Genomic DNA, 17,780 nt, shown 5'->3' on the forward strand with positions numbered 1-17,780 from the left:
ATTTTTATTATGTTAGAAGAGTATCATAGAATTAGTAAGAATGAAAAATTAGCTAGATTCAAGGTTATTAAGAAAATTAGTGTTGATATTGAAGGAAATGAAACATTGTCTAAGTTATGGGAGATACATGAAAATGCATTGAAAAAATTAAAAACTGGCAGAACAGATGAGGAAGTAAAATTTTCATTGTTAGATCTGAAAATATTAATTGCGGAAAAATTGTTTAGGTCTTGCTGTTTTTGTGAAAGAAGGTGTAAGGTTGATCGTACAAAAGAAACAGGTTTTTGTGGAGTAAAAGAACCTAGAGTAGCATCGGAATTTATGCATATTGGAGAGGAACAGCCATTAATTCCAAGCCACACAATATTTTTCTCAGGTTGTACATTTAGATGTGTTTTCTGTCAAAATTGGGATATATCTCAATTTCCAGAAGCAGGCGTGGTTATATCTCCAAAAAAATTAGCAAAAATAATAGATAGAAAAAGACAGCTTGGTTCTAAAAATGTAAATTTTGTTGGTGGGGATCCAACTCCAAATCTTAATTACATACTAAAAGTCATGAAATATTGTAGAGAAAATATTCCTGTGATCTGGAATAGTAATATGTATTTAACTGTTGAATCTATGAAGCTTCTTGATGGATTTGTGGATTTGTATCTCACAGATTTTAAGTTTGGCAATGATGATTGTGCAAAAAAGTTAGCAAATGTTGATAATTATTGGGAAGTGATAACACGTAATCATTTATTGGCTGAGAAGTCTGGAGATGTAATCATAAGACATTTAGTACTTCCAGGACATGTTGAATGTTGTACAGAACCAATAATCGAATGGATAGCTGAGAATATGGAGAAGGCTGTAGTAAATATTATGGGACAATATAGGCCGGTTTATAAGGCAAATAAATATCCAGAGATAGCTAGATATCCTACTTCAGAGGAAATATATAAAGCTAGAAAACTGGCTGAAAAGGAAGGGCTTGAATTGCTCCCTTGAATTTTTCCACTTATAACTTATAAGTTATAACTTATAACTACTTTCCTAATTTTAGCTGTTACACTTGAAATTTACCTCTCTTTGTTAAATATTGGAGGCATTGTCATGGCTGAGAAAAAAGAAATTGAAAAATATTTTAAAAATTTAAGTAATAGGGAAAGAGCTATTTTTGAAGGTGCAATAAGCATGGGGGCACTTTTTCATCAATTTATCGGCGTGCCTATAAGTAAAAAGAATTTAGAATTGATTAAAGATGCAATAGAAAGCTCAATAAAATTACAGCCTGCAATAAAAGATGTTAAAGTAAAGATTAATGAAAAAAAAGTGGAAGAAATGGAAAGTAAATTCAATTATACAACACTTACAGAAGAAATGTTGGATGTTAAAATTATTTCTAGGGTAAAGGATGTTGAAGCTGTAATTAGGATGAAATACATAGACAAGTTAAAATATCCATTAATTTATGTTGAAAAAGTGAGAGGTGTGAATAATAAAATTTAAATAGAGGTAATAACAAAATATTGTTATATAATTATTAAAGGTGCTATCAATGCTCTTTGAAATAATATCAGACTCAATAAGATATCCATTTTCGAGATTTACAAGGACAATATTTCTTGGGATATTGGGTATATTATCAATACTTATAATTCCACTTTTTGTTGGACTAGGGTATTGCATTAGGGCCATTAAAGTTTCGATAGAAGGTGAAGAAACACTCCCACCTTTTGATAATTGGGGAGAATTACTATTAAATGGATTAAAATTGTTCATAATGGATTTATGTTATTTTATAATACCAATAATTTTAATAGTTTATGGATGTGTTTCAACAGTTATGACATTAATAAATCAAAATCCTTATTTAGCAACAATGCCTGGAGCACAGTTGTACATCCGTTCTTTAATACTTAAAAATCCTACTGTTATATTAGGAATGATGTTAATACCTATTTTTGGCATTTTTGAAAAAATGGGGCGCGCTAATCTAGCGTACTATGGCAGTCTTGGAGCTGCTTTTAATTTTAGTGAGATATTTAATATTATATCTGAAATTGGATGGGATAGTTATTTAGCCTGGTATGTTGTTGTTCTTATTGTACAGATTTTCTTGTATTTATTTTCATTATTTTTATTACAAATACCAGTTATTGGGTCTATAATTTCTTCTATTATTGTCATGCCTATACTACTATTATTTGATGCTCGTGCTATAGCCTTAAGATATGTTTACAGACATGTTGATGAAGAGTAATGTATATATAATAGTAGTGAAAATTAAGAATAATAATAAGACAAGAAGGGGTATTATGATTCCAAAGATTTTAAGAACCATAATACCTTTAATACTTTTTCTAATTTTGATTTCTCCTAGTTTTGCAAATTTAAATGTTTCTATAAACTTAACAGCTAACAAAAATTCGACTTATTTTAAAGATAACATCAAATACACTATTTATATTAAAAACAATGGTTCTGAAGTTATAAAAAATTTAACAGCTGATTTATCTGGTCTTGGAATAGATAGTAAAAGTTTTAATGCAACTATAACAAAAGGAAACATAGATATTCTTGATCAATACACTCCTGAATGGAAGATTGGTGATTTAAATCCAGGTGAAACTGTAGTTGCAAATATAGAAGGGATTGTTGATTTTATTGGAGAATATAATGCTACAGTAGCAGTTACAAATGATTATAATAATTATATAGAAAGTGAGCCTCTCTTAATAGTTTCAAAACCTGTTAATGTAGATTTATCAATTTCACTTATTCCAAATTCAACTTGTGTGCATTGGGGAGATTATATTAAAATATTAGTTAAGGTCAGAAATAATGGTCCTGATGATGCCGATAAAGTTTTAGCAATGTTAGTTACATATCCAGATTATGTGGGTTTAGGCATAAATGCAACCGCTGGAAACGCTGGAAAATTTTATGATGATTTTACGCTGCGATGGTATGTATATGTGTGGGATGTTGGTCGCGTAAAATCAAATGAAGAAAAAGTAGCAGAAGTTACTATTAAAGCTGTTAATTTCAATGAAGATCAAATTATAAGTAATTTCACTGTTATTGGCTATGTTTACATAGATGATTGGTGGTATTATATACCTTTCCCCTGGGAAAACTTATTGAATGATGAAGATGTAACTTCTATACTTCAGGAGGATTATGAGTCAGGATATTATAATGACTGTATGGATAGGAACTTGATTAACAATTATGATAAGTTTAAAGTTACAATTTTAGAACCTGAGAAAGTAATTCCATTAACAGAGGAAGAAAAGAATATTAAGAGAAGTTATGAATGGTCTCAAGGTTTTAGTTGTCCATCTTTCATTCTTGGTGGTTTGGCAACAGCTTATAGACCAGATTTACTTTGGTATCCTGTACCCACATATGGATCTAATAATACGACAGTATTGGTAGCAACAGAATTACCTACAGATATAGAAACAAGCACAGGATCACCTAATGAATTAATAGATAAATTATTAGAGAATGCTCCAGAGATTCCATATATTCCATTAAATACAGAAATAATAATTGTGAGTAATTTTTCAGTAGTTCCAACATCTGGAAATGCTCCTCTAAAAATAAATGTGTCATGTTGTGTAAGTAATCATGGAAATAAAGAGGGAATTTATAGGGCTGAACTAAAAATAAATAATAATGTTGTTGATGTAAAAGAAGTTAAAGTCGGAGCAGGCGAATGCAAAAATATAACCTTCATATATACTTTAGATAAGCCAGGAACATATAATGTAACCATTGGAAACTTTCCAGAAACTAAAGTTAAGGTTGAGATTCCTCAAAAGGGGCAATTGTCTGTACCAATACTTCCACAAATTCCAGAGAACACAATAATATTAAATCCTATTTCTATCCAGCCTTCTATTCAGGATAAGGAATTAGGAACCTACAACGTTACAATAGGAACAAATGTAACAGATGTCTTACCACCAGTTACAGTAACTGTAACAACACCAGCAAACTTCACACTAAGCAACTTGACAGTCACTCCAACATCTGGAGTTGCACCACTAACAATAACTGCAACAGCAAAAGTTACAAACACTGGAGGAACAGCTGGAAACTACACAGCAGTACTCTACATTAATGGTTCAGCAGTTGCAAATCAAACAGTAACACTAGGTCCAGGAAACTCAACAACTGTAAGCCTATCTTACACCTTAACACAAGCTGGAACCTACAACGTTACAATAGGAAACCTAACACCAGTTACAGTGAATGTAACAACACCAGTTGTACCAACACCAACTCCTGTAGTCCAGAATAAGACATTCTCAATAATATTAAAGAATACAGGAACATCAGCAATAACATTCAAATACTACATATCAGTTTACACAAATCCAGTTAATGGAACTAAAGTATACTACAAGGAATTAACAATAACTCTAAAGCCAAATGAAACAAAAACAATAGAGTTAGGTAAATATCCTGAAATATATGCTGTAAGTACAACGATACTTATTGATAATAAGAGAATAAAAAAATTGATTTTGGAGCTTAAATATTGTATTGAAGGATTAAATCCACAAACAATAATTTTAAATAAGAATGCCAAGTCAGGATTCAAATATGTTTCTAGATTTACAGGTAGAAATGGATATGTTGATTCTTGGTTTAATGAAATTTACTTTAGAAATATAAACCGCCAGATGGGTTACTATAATTATACAGTAGAAGAAATACCTACAGATAAAGCGTTGTTAGAGTTAATACCAATCATTGGAACAAATATTTGTAATAGTGTTGTGATTGCCCCAAAAACTATTATGTTTGACATTGTTAATCCATCTAATTATATTTTAAATTTAAGAATAAAAATTAAGCCAGAATCTGTTAATAGTAAAAATACACGTGGAATAAAAAGTAAAAATACAATAACAGGATCACTAGATACTTCTAAAACACTTTTATTTGATGATCTTACCTTAAATCCAGGACAGAGAATTGTTGGTAAGTTCTATGTTAAAGAGCCTGGAATTTATAAAATAATGTTAGAAAGACTTTGTTATAAGAACACAAAAACAAAAGAAAAGGTAAGTTATAATATACCAAATGCATACCAATGGGTCGGAACAATAATAGGAATTAAAAATCCAACTGACCAATTCGTTGTTCAATCAAACGCTGAAAAATATTTAAATATTTCATTATCATCTAATATTGAAGATATAATAAGAGGAAAATTATTAAATGATACATTTAAAGTCCCACTAGATTCTGATTATAAATATGTAGGAGTTACTGTAATCGCTCCTGTATTTATTAATTTATTTCCTAAATGCTGTTGGTTATGTGTGGGAGTAGTATCTTTTGTAATTAATGATAAATTAGTCCCTATAGCTGTGTTATTTAACAATGACACATTTTCACAACTTATTAATGAAAACACTGATATCAAAATTATAAAAAATATATTGTATAAAACATATTGTGCACTAATTGATCTGCTTCCAGACTATTTAAATAATTATTACATTGATTACGATAAAATAGATTACACTATTCATACTATCAGTACAAATGATAATGAGGAAAGGTTATTGAAATCTATAATTTATTCCATGCTAGACAAGTTTCTATTTATTACAATGGAAGTTGATGAACCTCTGAAGATTTATCATTTTACTGAATATGGACTTACTAATCCATTCAGCCAGTATGAGGAGAATCGTATAACTATTATACCAGCAATATTTTGTAATGGTTGTTACCGAAATCTTAATATTTCTTTCATAGGTCCAGCAGTTAGAAATCATATTTATTCAAATGAACAACAAAATATTACAATCATAACAGTTGAAAACTATGGATCTAAATTTATATTATCTTATAGTAAAGATCAAAAGTGTTATATTTATAAAACTAAAGATGGTAAGATATGTAAATTAAAAACAAATAAGTATTTAGGTGATAAAATAGAATTAACATTAAAAGAAGTACTTGAAGATTCAGAATATTGTGCTGCCATGACTTATACTATTGTTAAAGAAAAAGTTAAAGATGACATATTGAAAAAACATATAAAATACTATGAAAAAAATTATAAGTATAAGGGTTTATACGGTCCCCTCATGGCATGTTACGGACAATTTCTAGAGGGTTTGTGCTTTTTCTATTGTCATGATTATAGAGCAGAAGAAATTGCTAAAGATGTTAATGTCACTTGGACAAGAGTAAAACCAGCTGTAGTACTTTCCTGTGATATTCCTGGACACATCTCATCCTTTACTTTGGCATCAGATCATAATCTTGGCATTGAGGCCAAAGGAGATTTTGATAATATTAGAAGATTTAATGCTGCAAGAACCGGAATTATTAATTATCTTGAAGTGTTAATACATAGTTCCTTATTTGACATAAACATAACAGAACAAGAAGCACCTATCATTAATGTTGCAAGAGCAATTTTTGATAATTCCACTACTACTTACATTTATACTGATAATAATACGTTTGCAATTATAACTGACTTCTATGACTATAAAAGTTTTGTAGTGTTTGATAATCAAACAGGTATTATCAGAGACTTGTTGTTAAAACCATTACCTATAAGAGTCTGTGGGTTATATTGTTTCTATTTCCAACAAGCAATGTTAGCCTATGATCTTGCAAAAGAGCTTACAAATACAAGTTCAAAGATAAGAAAAATAATAGATGACGTAGGTCATAGAACGAAATTAATAACAATTTGTGAACCAAAGTTTTGGGCAGAAATCGCCTGTGGTATTTTAATTCAAATAGGCGCTGGCGTAATTTTTGCAAATCTTCCTGTAGGTGTAGGGTTAATAGTTGCAGGAGCATTTGCCGATGCTTTATTAAAGGAACCTTGGAAAGATCCAGAAAGTGCCACTTATTGGTTCTTAGATTTAATATTCTCAGGAATTCCGACAGGAAACCTTGGTCAAATCGCAAAGACTTTGACTTTATCAGGGGTTGTAGAAAGAACAACGTACTATACTTCTTATGGTCTTACTGTCGATGTTCTTAAGTATAAACTAGAGAATGAGGGAATCAAAGTCTATTTGGGAATAATTGATAGAAATTTAGAAGAAAAAGAAGTACCACAATTTATAAAAGATTTAAACTCAATGTTCAAATCAGAGGGAGTTGAAGTTATATCAGTTCTACATCTAAAATTTGAAAAAAAAGTAGGATTTATTGCCACAAGTTGGAAACCTTGGGCTGAAAATATAGGAATATCTGCTGTGGAGGCATATTGTGAACAATGGATTGAACCATATCCTGAACCAATCATTGGACCACCAGTTTGTAAGGTGTGGAGAATAATTTACAAAACTTTTAAGTCTTTTTGAGATTTATTAGGAGGAATTCTTAGGAGATGGATATAAGGTGAGAGAGTTGGAGGACACCTCCTCATGAAAACCATAAAAATAAGTCCAATAAGATGGAAAGTTATGAAATTTTATTCTAATAAACTTGGTAAAATAGTTTCAAAAATTTTGTTTGTATTGTTATTATTTATTATAGGTTCTTTACGTCCTAGCCATAGATATTTTATGCCCATGAAAGAAATAATTACAATATTAATTTTATTTATATTTGTAGGAATTATCCTAGTAATTTTTTTACTACCTGGTATTTTAGAGATAGATCCTAAAGAAAGGGCAAAGGATATACTTTTTACAATTTTGATCATACAATGGATGTTGGTCATTTTAGGATTAATATTTCAAATTACTGCGTTTATATTTATACTAATAGTATCTCCAATCTTAGTTCTCATCTATATATATCAAAAATGCAAAGAGAAAGTATATGTTGTTTATGAAGATTCAGAGGGAAAAGAGATAGATAGGTATATATTTAATCTATATACCTGTTATGATCGTGTAGACATTCCACTCTTTTCAAGTTATAGTATTTCAGATTTTATGGGGCGTGTTGTTGTGATACAATTTTTAATTTATTTTATGTTAGTGACTTTCCTCTGTTTTGCTATACTTCGTGTATTGGAGGCTAAATATGGTTTGGGAGCATGTGCAGCTCTATTGATTTTAATTGCAGTAGTTGTTTTTGCTCTTCCAGTTTATTTTTATGTCTCAGGTATAGAAAAAAATAGTGAGAGGGCCACAATAAAGAAATACTTAGTTATAAACATGGATAAAAGGACAATAAAAATTTATAATGATAAAGAAGAATTTTTAAGGGATAGATATGGAATGAAACGCCCTAAAAAAAGATATGAATTTATTTTTCCATTGGACTTTTTGAGCTACCTCCTATAGAGCTTCCAGCTTCATCAAAAAAGTATAATCCTAAGTAGAGCATTTTTCTAAATAGGCAGTCAGAGCTACTCCACTCTTCAACAATACTCTACATATAGACTTATTCTTTGGAAAATAATTATAAAAAAATAATTATAAACATGCCTACAAATCTCTAAACTTTCCAATAGCTTATTTTTTTGTTTTTTACTTGGATGAAGTCTGGATTTATATAAGTATATTCATGAAAAAAGTAATGGATTAATATATAGTTTTCCTTTAGGAATTATTGCGTTGGAGAAAGAAAGAGTAGAAAAGAGAGTTTGTATATTTTTTAGAACAAGTGTTAGTTTTGTACTTCATCTATATAAATACTTTTCCTATTTTTTCATGCCTGATAGAGTGGAAATCTCTTTCCCTTTATAAAGTAGAAATTCCGAATAATTTATCTATGTGCCAATCCAACCATTTCATCCACAGACTTAAAATTATTTTCTTTCATGAATTTTTTAAGCCCATAAACAATGTCTTGAAAAATATTCACCCCTTTATAGAGAATTCCTGTTCCTATTTGTACAGCTCTAGCCCCAGCATATAAAAATTCAATAACATCTTTGTATGTTGTAATTCCACCTACACCAATTATAGGCATGTCCATATTTTCATAAATTTCATATACACAACGTATAGCTATTGGTTTTATGGCAGGACCTGACAATCCTCCAAAACGATTGGATAAAACAGGTTTGGCAGTTTTAATATCAATTTTCATCCCAGGTCCTACAGAGTTTATCAATGTTAAGGCGTCACACCCGCCTTTTTTAGCATTAATAGCTATCTCAACAATATCAGCAACATTAGCAGTTAATTTTACACTTACAGGTAAATTAACAGCCTTTTTAACAGCTTTAACAACTTCATATGTAACTTTAGGATCCTGACCTATAAATGATCCATATCCTTCTCCTGCATGTGGACATGAAACATTTATTTCTATCATATCAACCAAATCAGATACTTCCTTTGAAACTTCAGCAAATTCTTTTGGAGATGACCCTGCAATAGATGCAATTATAGGTATTTCTTTTTTCACCTTCTTTAATTCTTCTTTAAAAATTTTAACTCCTGGATTAGACAATCCAATTGCATTTAATATTCCACAATCTACCTCAACTATAACTGGGTTTTTGTAACCTTTTTTTGGATTTTTTGTAAAAGATTTTGTTACAACCGCACCAGCTCCATGGTCATAAATTCTATTTAATGACGAGGCTGTCATTCCTAAAATTCCTGCTGCAAGCATTGTAGGATTTCTTAACTTCAATCCACAAATTTCTGTTTCTACATTCATGGGTTATTCCTCACAAACTTTTTACAAATAAATTTAACAAATTTTCTTTGAAAGAAAATTAAAATTAAGTTTTTAAGAATTATCCTTATACTAATATTAGAATATAAAAAATTTTGTACTCGGCACAAATAAATTTGATAGGGGGTTTCAACAATTGAGTAAGATGAAATGTTATCTTGTCACATGTATTGCAGGTTTTATAGCTTTAGATGAGAATTTCAATATTATTGATTTTGAACCATTTAGAGGAAATAATATCAAAAAAATATTGGAATATCAGGAAGGAGAATTTTTAAAAGAAGAATCAAATATAATAGAGAGATTATCTAAAAAAGCATCTGAAATTTTTGTTGAGAGGTATCATCCAAAATATGAAGATTTTGGAAATGTTGTAGTTGAATGTCCACATAAAGGTGGAGAATATGTAAGAGAAAATCTTCCAGAAATTTTAAAGGAAATAGGTAAAAAATATAAAAAAGACGTGCACGATGTTTTACTTAAATTAACACGGGAAAAAATTAAAAAGAGCGTAAAAAAAGATGTAACATTAGTACAGGCTGTCAATGCTTTGCAAGATGTTGAAGAAACATTGAATAAATTAATAGAAAGATTGAGAGAATGGTATAGCATACATTTTCCTGAAATGGATAAAATAAGGAATCATGAAGAATATGTGAGGCTAATAACAAAATTTAAGAAAAGAGAAAAAATAATGAAAAAACTTAAAATAAAAGATACTATAGGCGCTGACTTTAAAGGTAAAGATGTAAATATCATAGTAGATTTTGCAGAAAAGGTAGAACAACTACAAAATATCAGAAAAAAATTGAGAAGATACATAGATAAGAAGATGAAGGACATTGCACCAAATTTAAGAGATGTGGCTGGATCATTACTTGGTGCAAAATTAATTGCACATGTGGGAAGTTTAGAAAGATTAGCATCATTACCTTCCTCAACAGTGCAAGTACTAGGCGCTGAAAAAGCTTTATTTAGACATTTAAGAAGAGGAGATAAACCTCCAAAACACGGACTTATATATCAACATCCATATATATGGAGAGCTAGATACCATATTAGGGGAAAAATTGCTAGAACTTTAGCTTCTGCAATTTCCCTGGCAGCTAGGAAGGATTTATTTACAGGAAAACATGATCCAAACATTAAAGCAGAGCTTGATAGAAAAGTTAAAAAAATAATGAAAAAATATTCTAAATCCAAAAGAAGGAGACGAAAAAGATGATAGAGCTGCCAAATTTTCGTTTCTATAAGAAAAAACTTTTAACTTTAAATTTAACTCCTGGATTTAGAGTGTATGGTGAAAAATTGTTAAAAATTGGTGGGAAGGAATATAGGGTGTGGGATCCTTATAGATCTAAATTGGCTGCTGCAATACTAAATGGACTCAAAAAATTAACACTTACTCAAGATTCAAGAGTTTTATATTTAGGGGCATCTTCAGGAACTACTGCATCACATATCTCTGATATTTGCAGGGATGGAATGTTATATTGTGTTGAAATTTCAACAAGAATGGTCCGGGATTTAATTAAGGTTTGTGAAAAAAGAGAAAATATGGCACCATTACTTGAGGATGCAAGGAAACCAGAAAGATATTTACCTTTTATAGAGAAAGTTGATTTAGTTTATTGTGATGTTGCACAACCTGACCAAACAAATATTTTCATTGAAAATATGCGGCTATTCTTAAAAAATTCTGGACAAGGATTTATAGCAATAAAAGCTAGGAGTATTGACACTGCTAGAGATCCAAAAGAGATTTTCAAAGAAGAAAAACAAAAATTAAAAGAAGCAGGGTATAGAATCCTAGAGAGTATTAGACTAGAACCATATGAAAGAGACCACATTGCATTTTTAGTTGAACATAGGGAATAATGGGTTTTAAGTTGCTGATTTAGCGCCTTCAAATATAAGTTCCACATAATCGTATGGTGTCTTCCCTATAAATTTGTAAAGTTCTAATTCTGGCATTTTTTTAAGTTCTTCAGTCTTTATACCTTCCTTTTTACTTAATCCTTCTAAATAATATTTAAAGTCTGGGCCTAAGTTGTCTTGTAATCTATAACCTCGCCCAATAGCTGCTAATTCGCTTTTATCATATCCTTTAAGTAATTCATCTATTTTCTTCTTCAAAGATGGATTTAAATGCTTAAATGTACCACATTCAATTGCTGAGATAACATCCTTTGGAACTCCCAATTCTTCAGCTAGTTCTTCTTGTGTTTTTCCTTTAACTTTCCGATATCCAAGTATTATATCTTTAAGATCATCAACAATCATACTTCTACCTCCACACAAATCTCTATTTTTTCATGAATAAATAATTTTATGTAAGTATTACTAACTATCATTGGAAACATTAGAGTGCAAAGAAATTTGCTTTTATTGAAAAAAATATTATTCAAAAAAGAAAAATAGGGCTGTAGTGTGTAAGCAATGAAAAAGTTTGGATGGTGGAGATATTTGTGATAATCAAAGAAGCTATTAATGAAATTATCAACAGTGTCAAAAAAATTCAATCTGAGATAGATTATTCAGCTGCTGAAAAAATGGTGGAATTAATATTAAACTCAGAAAATGTTTTTGTAATTGGAGCAGGACGATCTGGATTGGTTGCTAAGGCATTTGCAATGAGGCTTATGCATTTAGGAATAAGTGTTTATGTTGTGGGTGAAACAATTACTCCAGCAATAAGGAAAGGAGACAGTTTAATAGCTATATCAGGGTCTGGAGAAACAATCTATGTTGTAAATGCAGCTAAGATTGCTAAAAAGAGAGGATCAAAAATTATATCAATTACATCTTACCCAAATTCAACTTTAGGAAAACTATCAGATTTAACAATTATTATTAAAGGCAGGACAAAAATAGATAAGGAAAAAGATTATCTAACTAGACAAATAAAAGGGCAACATATATCAATGGCACCATTAGGGACAATATTTGAGATTTCGTGCCTGGTGTTCCTTGATGGCGTTGTTGCAGAATTAATGACCAGGATGAGTAAAACTGAAGAAGATTTAAGAAAAAAACACAATGTTTTAGAGTGAAATACGGTGAGGACAGGTATAAACATTAAACCTTCTATCTCTAACAAAACCAACAATGGTTATGTTGTAGTCTTTAGCTAAAGACAGTGCAGAATACATAGGAGCTGCATTTGAAATTACTATAGGTATTCCTAATCTCGTAAGTTTTAAAATTAAGGAATCAGATACCCGACCACTATAAACAACAAAACTTTCAGAAAAATTTAAATTTTTTAATATACCATGGCCAAGTACTTTATCTATAGCTGCATGACGACTTATATCTTCCTCAAATATTTTATTTCCATCCGATATTAACCCAGCTATGTGCGTGCCTCCAGTTATTTTCCATATTTTAGCATTTTTTTCCAAGGATTTAAAAGATTCAAAAACATCCTCTGTTGAAATTTTAAGCTTAGATTTCACTGGAGATAAAGGTAAGGAATCTTTATCAACCTTAACTATTATAGTTTTTCCATCAATCTTCAATTCATGTATATTTTTTAGGGATTTAACAATCCCATTTCCAAAAAGGTAACCAATTGTGAATGCTTTCAAAGATTTTGGTGTTATACGATATTTTTTAATTTCTTCATTTATTTTTAATAAAAATTCTACATCATATGGAACAACTTCCTTTATTCTCTTCTTGGAATTATCTTTAAACCTTAATGCAGATACTTCTCTATACAACATATTTGTATTTTCCAAAGTATGGTGACCTCCTATGTATAGCTTCTATAAATAATTTTTTTAACATATAGTTAGATTTACACTTCAAAGCTGGTTTTAAATCAACTAAATTGTCATTTCTTAAAAGACATGGCTTTATTTTTGCATCAGGTGTTATTCTCAACCTAGTGCAATTTGCACAAAAAACAGAATTATCCATTGGTCTAACAATTTCAATTTCACTACCGTCAATAAAGTATTTCTTACGTCCATGCATAAATTTCCTTTTCATGACTTTTTCTGCTTTTTTACGTATCTCCTCTTCAATGGAATCTAAGCTTTTATAATATTTCTCAAAATAATCCGAATTATCATCTATCTTAACCAATTCTATTATTTGTAAAATTGCTCCATGCTCTTTACAAAATTCAAATAAATCCCAAACTTCATTTTCATTTATGTCTTTAAGAATTAGCATGTTGATCTTTACAGGGTGTAAACCTGCTTCAATTGCTTTTGATATCCCCTCTTTAACTTTGTCCAAAAAATCTTTTCCAGTTATAGATTTGTATATATGATTTTTCAATGAATCAAGACTTACATTTATTCTGTCAAGACCTGCTTTTTTTAACTTATATGCATAATTTTTAAGATATACTCCATTAGTTGTCATTGAAATATCTTTAAAATTAAGAGAGTTTAAGGCAGAAATAATTTCAACTATATCTTTTCTTATTAAAGGTTCTCCACCAGTAATCTTTACTTTATTTATATCAAATTCCTTAGCCACCTTACATATCCTATAAATTTCTTCTTTGGACATTTCATAATTGGTGGGCAAAGTACCTTCCTTATGACAATATATACAGTTAAGGTTACACCTACGTGTTACAGATATTCTTAAAGACTTTATAGGTCTTCCAAACCTATCTTTAATCATTTTAATCTCCTAATGAGCTAGTAAAATGTGTTTAAATTCTCAGTAAAAAAGTTCATCATGGCTTTAGCTCAGCTAACCCTCTTTTCATCACTCATAACAGAGGACTACCCTGCAGAATCTACTTGAGCTACTCCCTACGGAGCTTCCTGCTTCATAGAGAAAACTTGCCCAAACTATATCCCTACAGGAGATAGTTTTGAGTAGAGTATTCTTTTAAACAGGCTATCAAGGCTACCCCATACTCTCAACAGTATTCTATATATTCTACATGCTGATATATAATCCCTTAGTTTATTCTTACATGTTAGAAAATAATTATAAACATGCCTACAAATCTCTAAACTTTCCAATAGTTTATTTTTTTGTTTTTTACTTGGATAAAGTCTGGATTTATATAAGTATATTCATGAAAAAAGTAATGGATTAATATATAGTTTTCCTTTAGGAATTATTGCGTTGGAGAAAGAAAGAGTAGAAAAGAGAGTTGTGTATATTTCTTTAGAACAAGTATTAATTTTATATTTCATCTATATAAATACTTTTTCTTATTTTTTCATCCCTGATAGAAATAAGATCTCTTTTTATGAGGTTTTTGCCTTGAAAAAAATTAAGTGATATATAAAAAAAGAATCACCAAATATCAATAAATCCATGTTCACACCCTTGGTCTGTAAAATCCAATCCATATCTAGCTATATACCTAAATTCTCCCCTCGGAGCTATGTATTTACTTATCTCCCTCATCTGTGGATTAAAGCCCTCAATTTCATATTTTATTCTTAGATTTAATGGAATTCTATATCTTGATGGATTTTTAACAATCATTGTTCCGGATACTGCATATCCTCTCAGATATTTACCAAGATTTACTGTTTTTGTTTCATTTGGCTTTAGAGTTATTGTTAATTCCTTATAGCTAACTTTTTTCCCATCATCAGGATTTGTGTAGACTGTGATGTAATATTTTATGGTTATTTTTGATTTTCCTAAGTTTGTTAGGGTTATATTATAATCTAATGATTCATAGTGTATATTATCTGGTATATTATTAAAGAAAACATTTGAATTATCTACACTGATATTAGGGTATTCACGATATGCTGAAACATAAATAGCACCGCCTAATTTAGCTTCATTGTACTTAAATATAGTATTTGTAATTAAATCACCTTCATCTGTGATAATAGCACCACCCCTAGTAGCAACATTGCTATCAAATATACAATTGTCTATTATTATTGAACCACCGACATTGTCAATGGCACCTCCGCAGTAACCAGCACTATTATTCTCAAACTTACATTTATCAATTGTTAAACCACCAGCATTACCAATGGCACCGCCTTTATATTTAGCCCTGTTCTCTACAAATAAGCATTTAGTTAAATTTGTAGGGGAATCCATTCCATTATCAATTGCTCCTCCATAATCTGCTAAATTATTCCTAAATATACTGTTGTATACTGTAAGATTAACAGAATTAGAAATAGCACCGCCACATTTACTAGCATAGTTATTTTCAAAACTACAGTTCTCAACCTCTAGATATCCTTCCCTAGTGGGTGAATTTACATCACCATAATTGTAGATTGCTCCTCCATCTTCACTAGCATAATTATTCTTAAATTTACAGTTCTTAACCACTAAATATCCATTATTATCTATTGCACCACCTTCTGTTCCATTTCCATTGGTCAATGTTAAATTTATTAATCTTACATTTGCACCTGCATCAATGTAGAATATAGGGCCTTCCCTCTGAGCATCAATTACAACTCCATCCTTATATTCACCTACAATAGTTAAATTCTTATCTATCACAATTCCTGAAGCATAATATGTCCCATTATGCATAAATATTGTTTCTCCGGAATTAAATTTTTCTATTACATCTTTAAGAGTGCTATTCCCTGGATAAACTTCTTTAACTCCATATGCTTGAGAGATTGCCAACAGAACTAGCAATGTTGAGAAGATCAATACAGTTTTAGACTTCGTTTTAACACGTCCTCTTTATTTTTAGTTTGTATTCAAAACAAATATTATTTTTTACTTCGACTATATATATCTTTTTATTTAGTTTTCTCTCTCCTAAAACCTCATTGGGAAAATATTTGAAGCCTCTTCTGTCATGGTAACTTTCAAAATTCAGAACTTCTCTTTAAAAAAATGGGTAAATAAATCCCCCGAATTATGTGTAAGATTCTCACTCTATTATCAATACACTATATGACAGAAAAAGAACATGAATGATACGAAAATTATCTAAATCACAGAATAAATACATCAAGACATTTATATATGGTGAGAAACAAATGTAAAGGTCATTTAGTATTAAGAAATAAAGAGTTTTGGAGGTCTGTATATGAAAATAAGCGCACAGAATAGGCTTAAAGGCGTAGTAAAAAGGATAGAAAAAGGACAGGTCGTTGCTTTGGTACAAATTGAGATAACAACGCCAACGGTTATGACTGCTTTAATAACAAAAGATGCGCTAGACGAACTTGAACTCAAAATCGGCGATGAAGTCAAGGCGATAACAAAAGCAACTGAGATAATGGTATCAAAAGAGTGAACTTCGGTCGAGGTTCCGTCCACAGAACATCACACACTACACTCCGAGAATTCATCTTTGAGTGCGAAATACATGACCAGTAGGCTGCTGGACAATTCATTCTTGATATGAATACCTTCAGCACCTCATTTTTGTCTAATTACTGCTTAGATATCTCATAATCCCTGAATAGTATATATGTGCTACTCTTTTTTTCTTTCTTTTTCTCCTTCATAATCTATGGTAAGAGAGAACTTAATGTAAGGCATTATTCAAGTTATTATTGATTCAATTTTTATTAACGAAATCTATTTATAAACATTACGATAAAAAATAAAGTGAAAATACTTAATTAGAATGACTATCGTATAGGTTACTATGAACATCGAAATAGACACAAAACCTTTTCTCAAATATATACGCAAAATAGAAAAATTCACTGGATTTGCAAGCCCAGGAAGTATTATAGGCACCCAGATGTATATGATAGCTAAAAAACTCCTTAATTTTAAAGAAGATGAAGACATATATGTCACCTGTGAAACAAGCAATTGTTTACCCGATGCTTTCCAAGCTATTTGCAAATCTACGATAGGAAATGGAAAGTTATCTATATATGATACTGGAAAGATGGCTGTAACTATCAACAAGAAAGGTGCACCTGGTGAAACTGTTAAAGGTGTAAGAATAATCCTTGATCCAAATAAAACACGTGATTATCCAATTATTCATAAGTGGTATTTTAATACAGAAAAGGTGCCAGCAGAAAAAGTAATTCCTGAATTAATAAAAGCAGGTGCGAAAATATATTCTTGGGAATATAAAGATGTTAAAGTTCCTAAAAATACAAAAAAAGTTGTTAAAATATGTAAAATATGTAAAGAACCATATATAGCCAGAAATGAATATTATGTTTGTCCTCAATGTCATAATAAAAAGAAAGAGGGATAAA

At 30.3% G+C, this 17,780-nt stretch carries 17 protein-coding genes; 10 read left to right on the forward strand and 7 right to left on the reverse strand.

The features are described from left to right. The first annotated feature begins 9 nt into the window (after positions 1-9). The 5 genes from ACZ5LY_RS04495 to ACZ5LY_RS04515 all read left to right on the forward strand — a co-directional run bounded on the left by ACZ5LY_RS04495 (position 10) and on the right by ACZ5LY_RS04515 (position 8,282). Complete coding sequence (locus ACZ5LY_RS04495) at positions 10-996, forward strand: radical SAM protein (protein WP_013414211.1); 987 nt, start codon at positions 10-12, stop codon at positions 994-996. Positions 997-1,101: 105 nt separating this feature from the next. After that, the gene (locus ACZ5LY_RS04500; RefSeq protein ID WP_464577103.1) at positions 1,102-1,497 is read left to right on the forward strand and encodes a dihydroneopterin aldolase family protein; all 396 of its coding nucleotides are present in this window, start codon (positions 1,102-1,104) and stop codon (positions 1,495-1,497) included. Positions 1,498-1,546: 49 nt separating this feature from the next. Beyond that, positions 1,547-2,251, forward strand: coding sequence for a DUF4013 domain-containing protein (locus ACZ5LY_RS04505; RefSeq protein ID WP_464577105.1), 705 nt, complete (start codon positions 1,547-1,549; stop codon positions 2,249-2,251). 55 nt (positions 2,252-2,306) lie between these two features. After that, positions 2,307-7,349, forward strand: coding sequence for a CARDB domain-containing protein (locus ACZ5LY_RS04510; protein ID WP_464577107.1), 5,043 nt, complete (start codon positions 2,307-2,309; stop codon positions 7,347-7,349). A 63-nt stretch (positions 7,350-7,412) separates the two neighbouring features. Next, positions 7,413-8,282: a hypothetical protein gene (locus ACZ5LY_RS04515; RefSeq protein WP_464577109.1), complete on the forward strand. Its 870-nt coding sequence runs from the start codon at positions 7,413-7,415 to the stop codon at positions 8,280-8,282. A gap of 77 nt (positions 8,283-8,359) precedes the next feature. On the opposite strand, the gene ACZ5LY_RS04520 is transcribed toward ACZ5LY_RS04515, so the two are convergent. Together ACZ5LY_RS04520 and ACZ5LY_RS04525 are read right to left on the reverse strand one after the other, a co-directional pair. Beyond that, positions 8,360-8,503: a helix-turn-helix domain-containing protein gene (locus tag ACZ5LY_RS04520; RefSeq protein WP_464577993.1), complete on the reverse strand. Its 144-nt coding sequence runs from the start codon at positions 8,501-8,503 to the stop codon at positions 8,360-8,362. A gap of 203 nt (positions 8,504-8,706) precedes the next feature. Next, a complete protein-coding gene (locus tag ACZ5LY_RS04525; protein WP_464577111.1) occupies positions 8,707-9,612 on the reverse strand; it encodes a dihydroorotate dehydrogenase in 906 nt (301 codons plus the stop codon). A gap of 163 nt (positions 9,613-9,775) precedes the next feature. Here ACZ5LY_RS04525 and ACZ5LY_RS04530 point away from each other — a divergent pair, with 163 nt between their 5' ends. Together ACZ5LY_RS04530 and ACZ5LY_RS04535 are read left to right on the forward strand one after the other, a co-directional pair. After that, positions 9,776-10,855 carry an NOP5/NOP56 family protein gene (locus ACZ5LY_RS04530; protein ID WP_048060604.1) on the forward strand — a complete coding sequence of 360 codons (1,080 nt, stop codon included), beginning with the start codon at positions 9,776-9,778 and terminating at the stop codon, positions 10,853-10,855. Beyond that, entirely contained in the window at positions 10,852-11,508 is a 657-nt protein-coding gene (locus tag ACZ5LY_RS04535; protein ID WP_013414220.1) for a fibrillarin-like rRNA/tRNA 2'-O-methyltransferase, read from the forward strand. The genes ACZ5LY_RS04530 and ACZ5LY_RS04535 overlap by 4 nt, the downstream gene beginning before the upstream one ends. 6 nt (positions 11,509-11,514) lie before the next feature. Here the strand turns inward: ACZ5LY_RS04535 and ACZ5LY_RS04540 are convergent, their stop codons facing one another. After that, positions 11,515-11,913: a helix-turn-helix domain-containing protein gene (locus tag ACZ5LY_RS04540; RefSeq protein WP_013414221.1), complete on the reverse strand. Its 399-nt coding sequence runs from the start codon at positions 11,911-11,913 to the stop codon at positions 11,515-11,517. 185 nt (positions 11,914-12,098) lie between these two features. Between ACZ5LY_RS04540 and hxlB the strand changes: the two genes are divergently transcribed. Beyond that, positions 12,099-12,683, forward strand: a complete 585-nt coding sequence (gene hxlB / locus ACZ5LY_RS04545) for a 6-phospho-3-hexuloisomerase (RefSeq protein WP_464577114.1) — start codon at positions 12,099-12,101, stop codon at positions 12,681-12,683. On the opposite strand, the gene fdhD is transcribed toward hxlB, so the two are convergent. The 4 genes from fdhD to ACZ5LY_RS04565 all read right to left on the reverse strand — a co-directional run bounded on the left by fdhD (position 12,675) and on the right by ACZ5LY_RS04565 (position 16,227). Beyond that, positions 12,675-13,373: a formate dehydrogenase accessory sulfurtransferase FdhD gene (gene fdhD / locus ACZ5LY_RS04550; RefSeq protein WP_464577116.1), complete on the reverse strand. Its 699-nt coding sequence runs from the start codon at positions 13,371-13,373 to the stop codon at positions 12,675-12,677. The genes hxlB and fdhD overlap by 9 nt on opposite strands. Then, positions 13,348-14,274: a GTP 3',8-cyclase MoaA gene (gene moaA, locus ACZ5LY_RS04555; RefSeq protein ID WP_464577118.1), complete on the reverse strand. Its 927-nt coding sequence runs from the start codon at positions 14,272-14,274 to the stop codon at positions 13,348-13,350. Before moaA ends, fdhD begins: the two co-directional genes overlap by 26 nt. Before the next feature lie 173 nt (positions 14,275-14,447). Further along, the gene (locus ACZ5LY_RS04560; protein WP_464577995.1) at positions 14,448-14,678 is read right to left on the reverse strand and encodes a helix-turn-helix domain-containing protein; all 231 of its coding nucleotides are present in this window, start codon (positions 14,676-14,678) and stop codon (positions 14,448-14,450) included. Positions 14,679-14,904: 226 nt separating this feature from the next. After that, positions 14,905-16,227, reverse strand: coding sequence for a right-handed parallel beta-helix repeat-containing protein (locus tag ACZ5LY_RS04565; RefSeq protein WP_464577120.1), 1,323 nt, complete (start codon positions 16,225-16,227; stop codon positions 14,905-14,907). A gap of 412 nt (positions 16,228-16,639) precedes the next feature. On the opposite strand from ACZ5LY_RS04565, the gene ACZ5LY_RS04570 reads away from it, so the two are divergent. Next, positions 16,640-16,849 carry a TOBE domain-containing protein gene (locus tag ACZ5LY_RS04570; RefSeq protein ID WP_013414226.1) on the forward strand — a complete coding sequence of 70 codons (210 nt, stop codon included), beginning with the start codon at positions 16,640-16,642 and terminating at the stop codon, positions 16,847-16,849. Between the two features lie 357 nt (positions 16,850-17,206). Further along, entirely contained in the window at positions 17,207-17,779 is a 573-nt protein-coding gene (locus ACZ5LY_RS04575; RefSeq protein WP_464577123.1) for an FmdE family protein, read from the forward strand. Position 17,780: the final 1 nt, after the last annotated feature.

Source organism: Methanothermus sociabilis (assembly GCF_055392295.1).

Bases quoted from the DNA above. Each gene is read 5' to 3' on its own strand.
- ACZ5LY_RS04495 (WP_013414211.1), top strand. From the start codon at position 10: ATGTTAGAAGAGTATCATAGAATTAGTAAGAATGAAAAATTAGCTAGA.
- ACZ5LY_RS04500 (WP_464577103.1), top strand. From the start codon at position 1,102: ATGGCTGAGAAAAAAGAAATTGAAAAATATTTTAAAAATTTAAGTAAT.
- ACZ5LY_RS04505 (WP_464577105.1), top strand. From the start codon at position 1,547: ATGCTCTTTGAAATAATATCAGACTCAATAAGATATCCATTTTCGAGA.
- ACZ5LY_RS04510 (WP_464577107.1), top strand. From the start codon at position 2,307: ATGATTCCAAAGATTTTAAGAACCATAATACCTTTAATACTTTTTCTA.
- ACZ5LY_RS04515 (WP_464577109.1), top strand. From the start codon at position 7,413: ATGAAAACCATAAAAATAAGTCCAATAAGATGGAAAGTTATGAAATTT.
- ACZ5LY_RS04525 (WP_464577111.1), bottom strand. From the start codon at position 9,612: ATGAATGTAGAAACAGAAATTTGTGGATTGAAGTTAAGAAATCCTACA.
- ACZ5LY_RS04530 (WP_048060604.1), top strand. From the start codon at position 9,776: ATGAAATGTTATCTTGTCACATGTATTGCAGGTTTTATAGCTTTAGAT.
- ACZ5LY_RS04535 (WP_013414220.1), top strand. From the start codon at position 10,852: ATGATAGAGCTGCCAAATTTTCGTTTCTATAAGAAAAAACTTTTAACT.
- ACZ5LY_RS04540 (WP_013414221.1), bottom strand. From the start codon at position 11,913: ATGATTGTTGATGATCTTAAAGATATAATACTTGGATATCGGAAAGTT.
- moaA (WP_464577118.1), bottom strand. From the start codon at position 14,274: ATGATTAAAGATAGGTTTGGAAGACCTATAAAGTCTTTAAGAATATCT.
- ACZ5LY_RS04570 (WP_013414226.1), top strand. From the start codon at position 16,640: ATGAAAATAAGCGCACAGAATAGGCTTAAAGGCGTAGTAAAAAGGATA.
- ACZ5LY_RS04575 (WP_464577123.1), top strand. From the start codon at position 17,207: ATGAACATCGAAATAGACACAAAACCTTTTCTCAAATATATACGCAAA.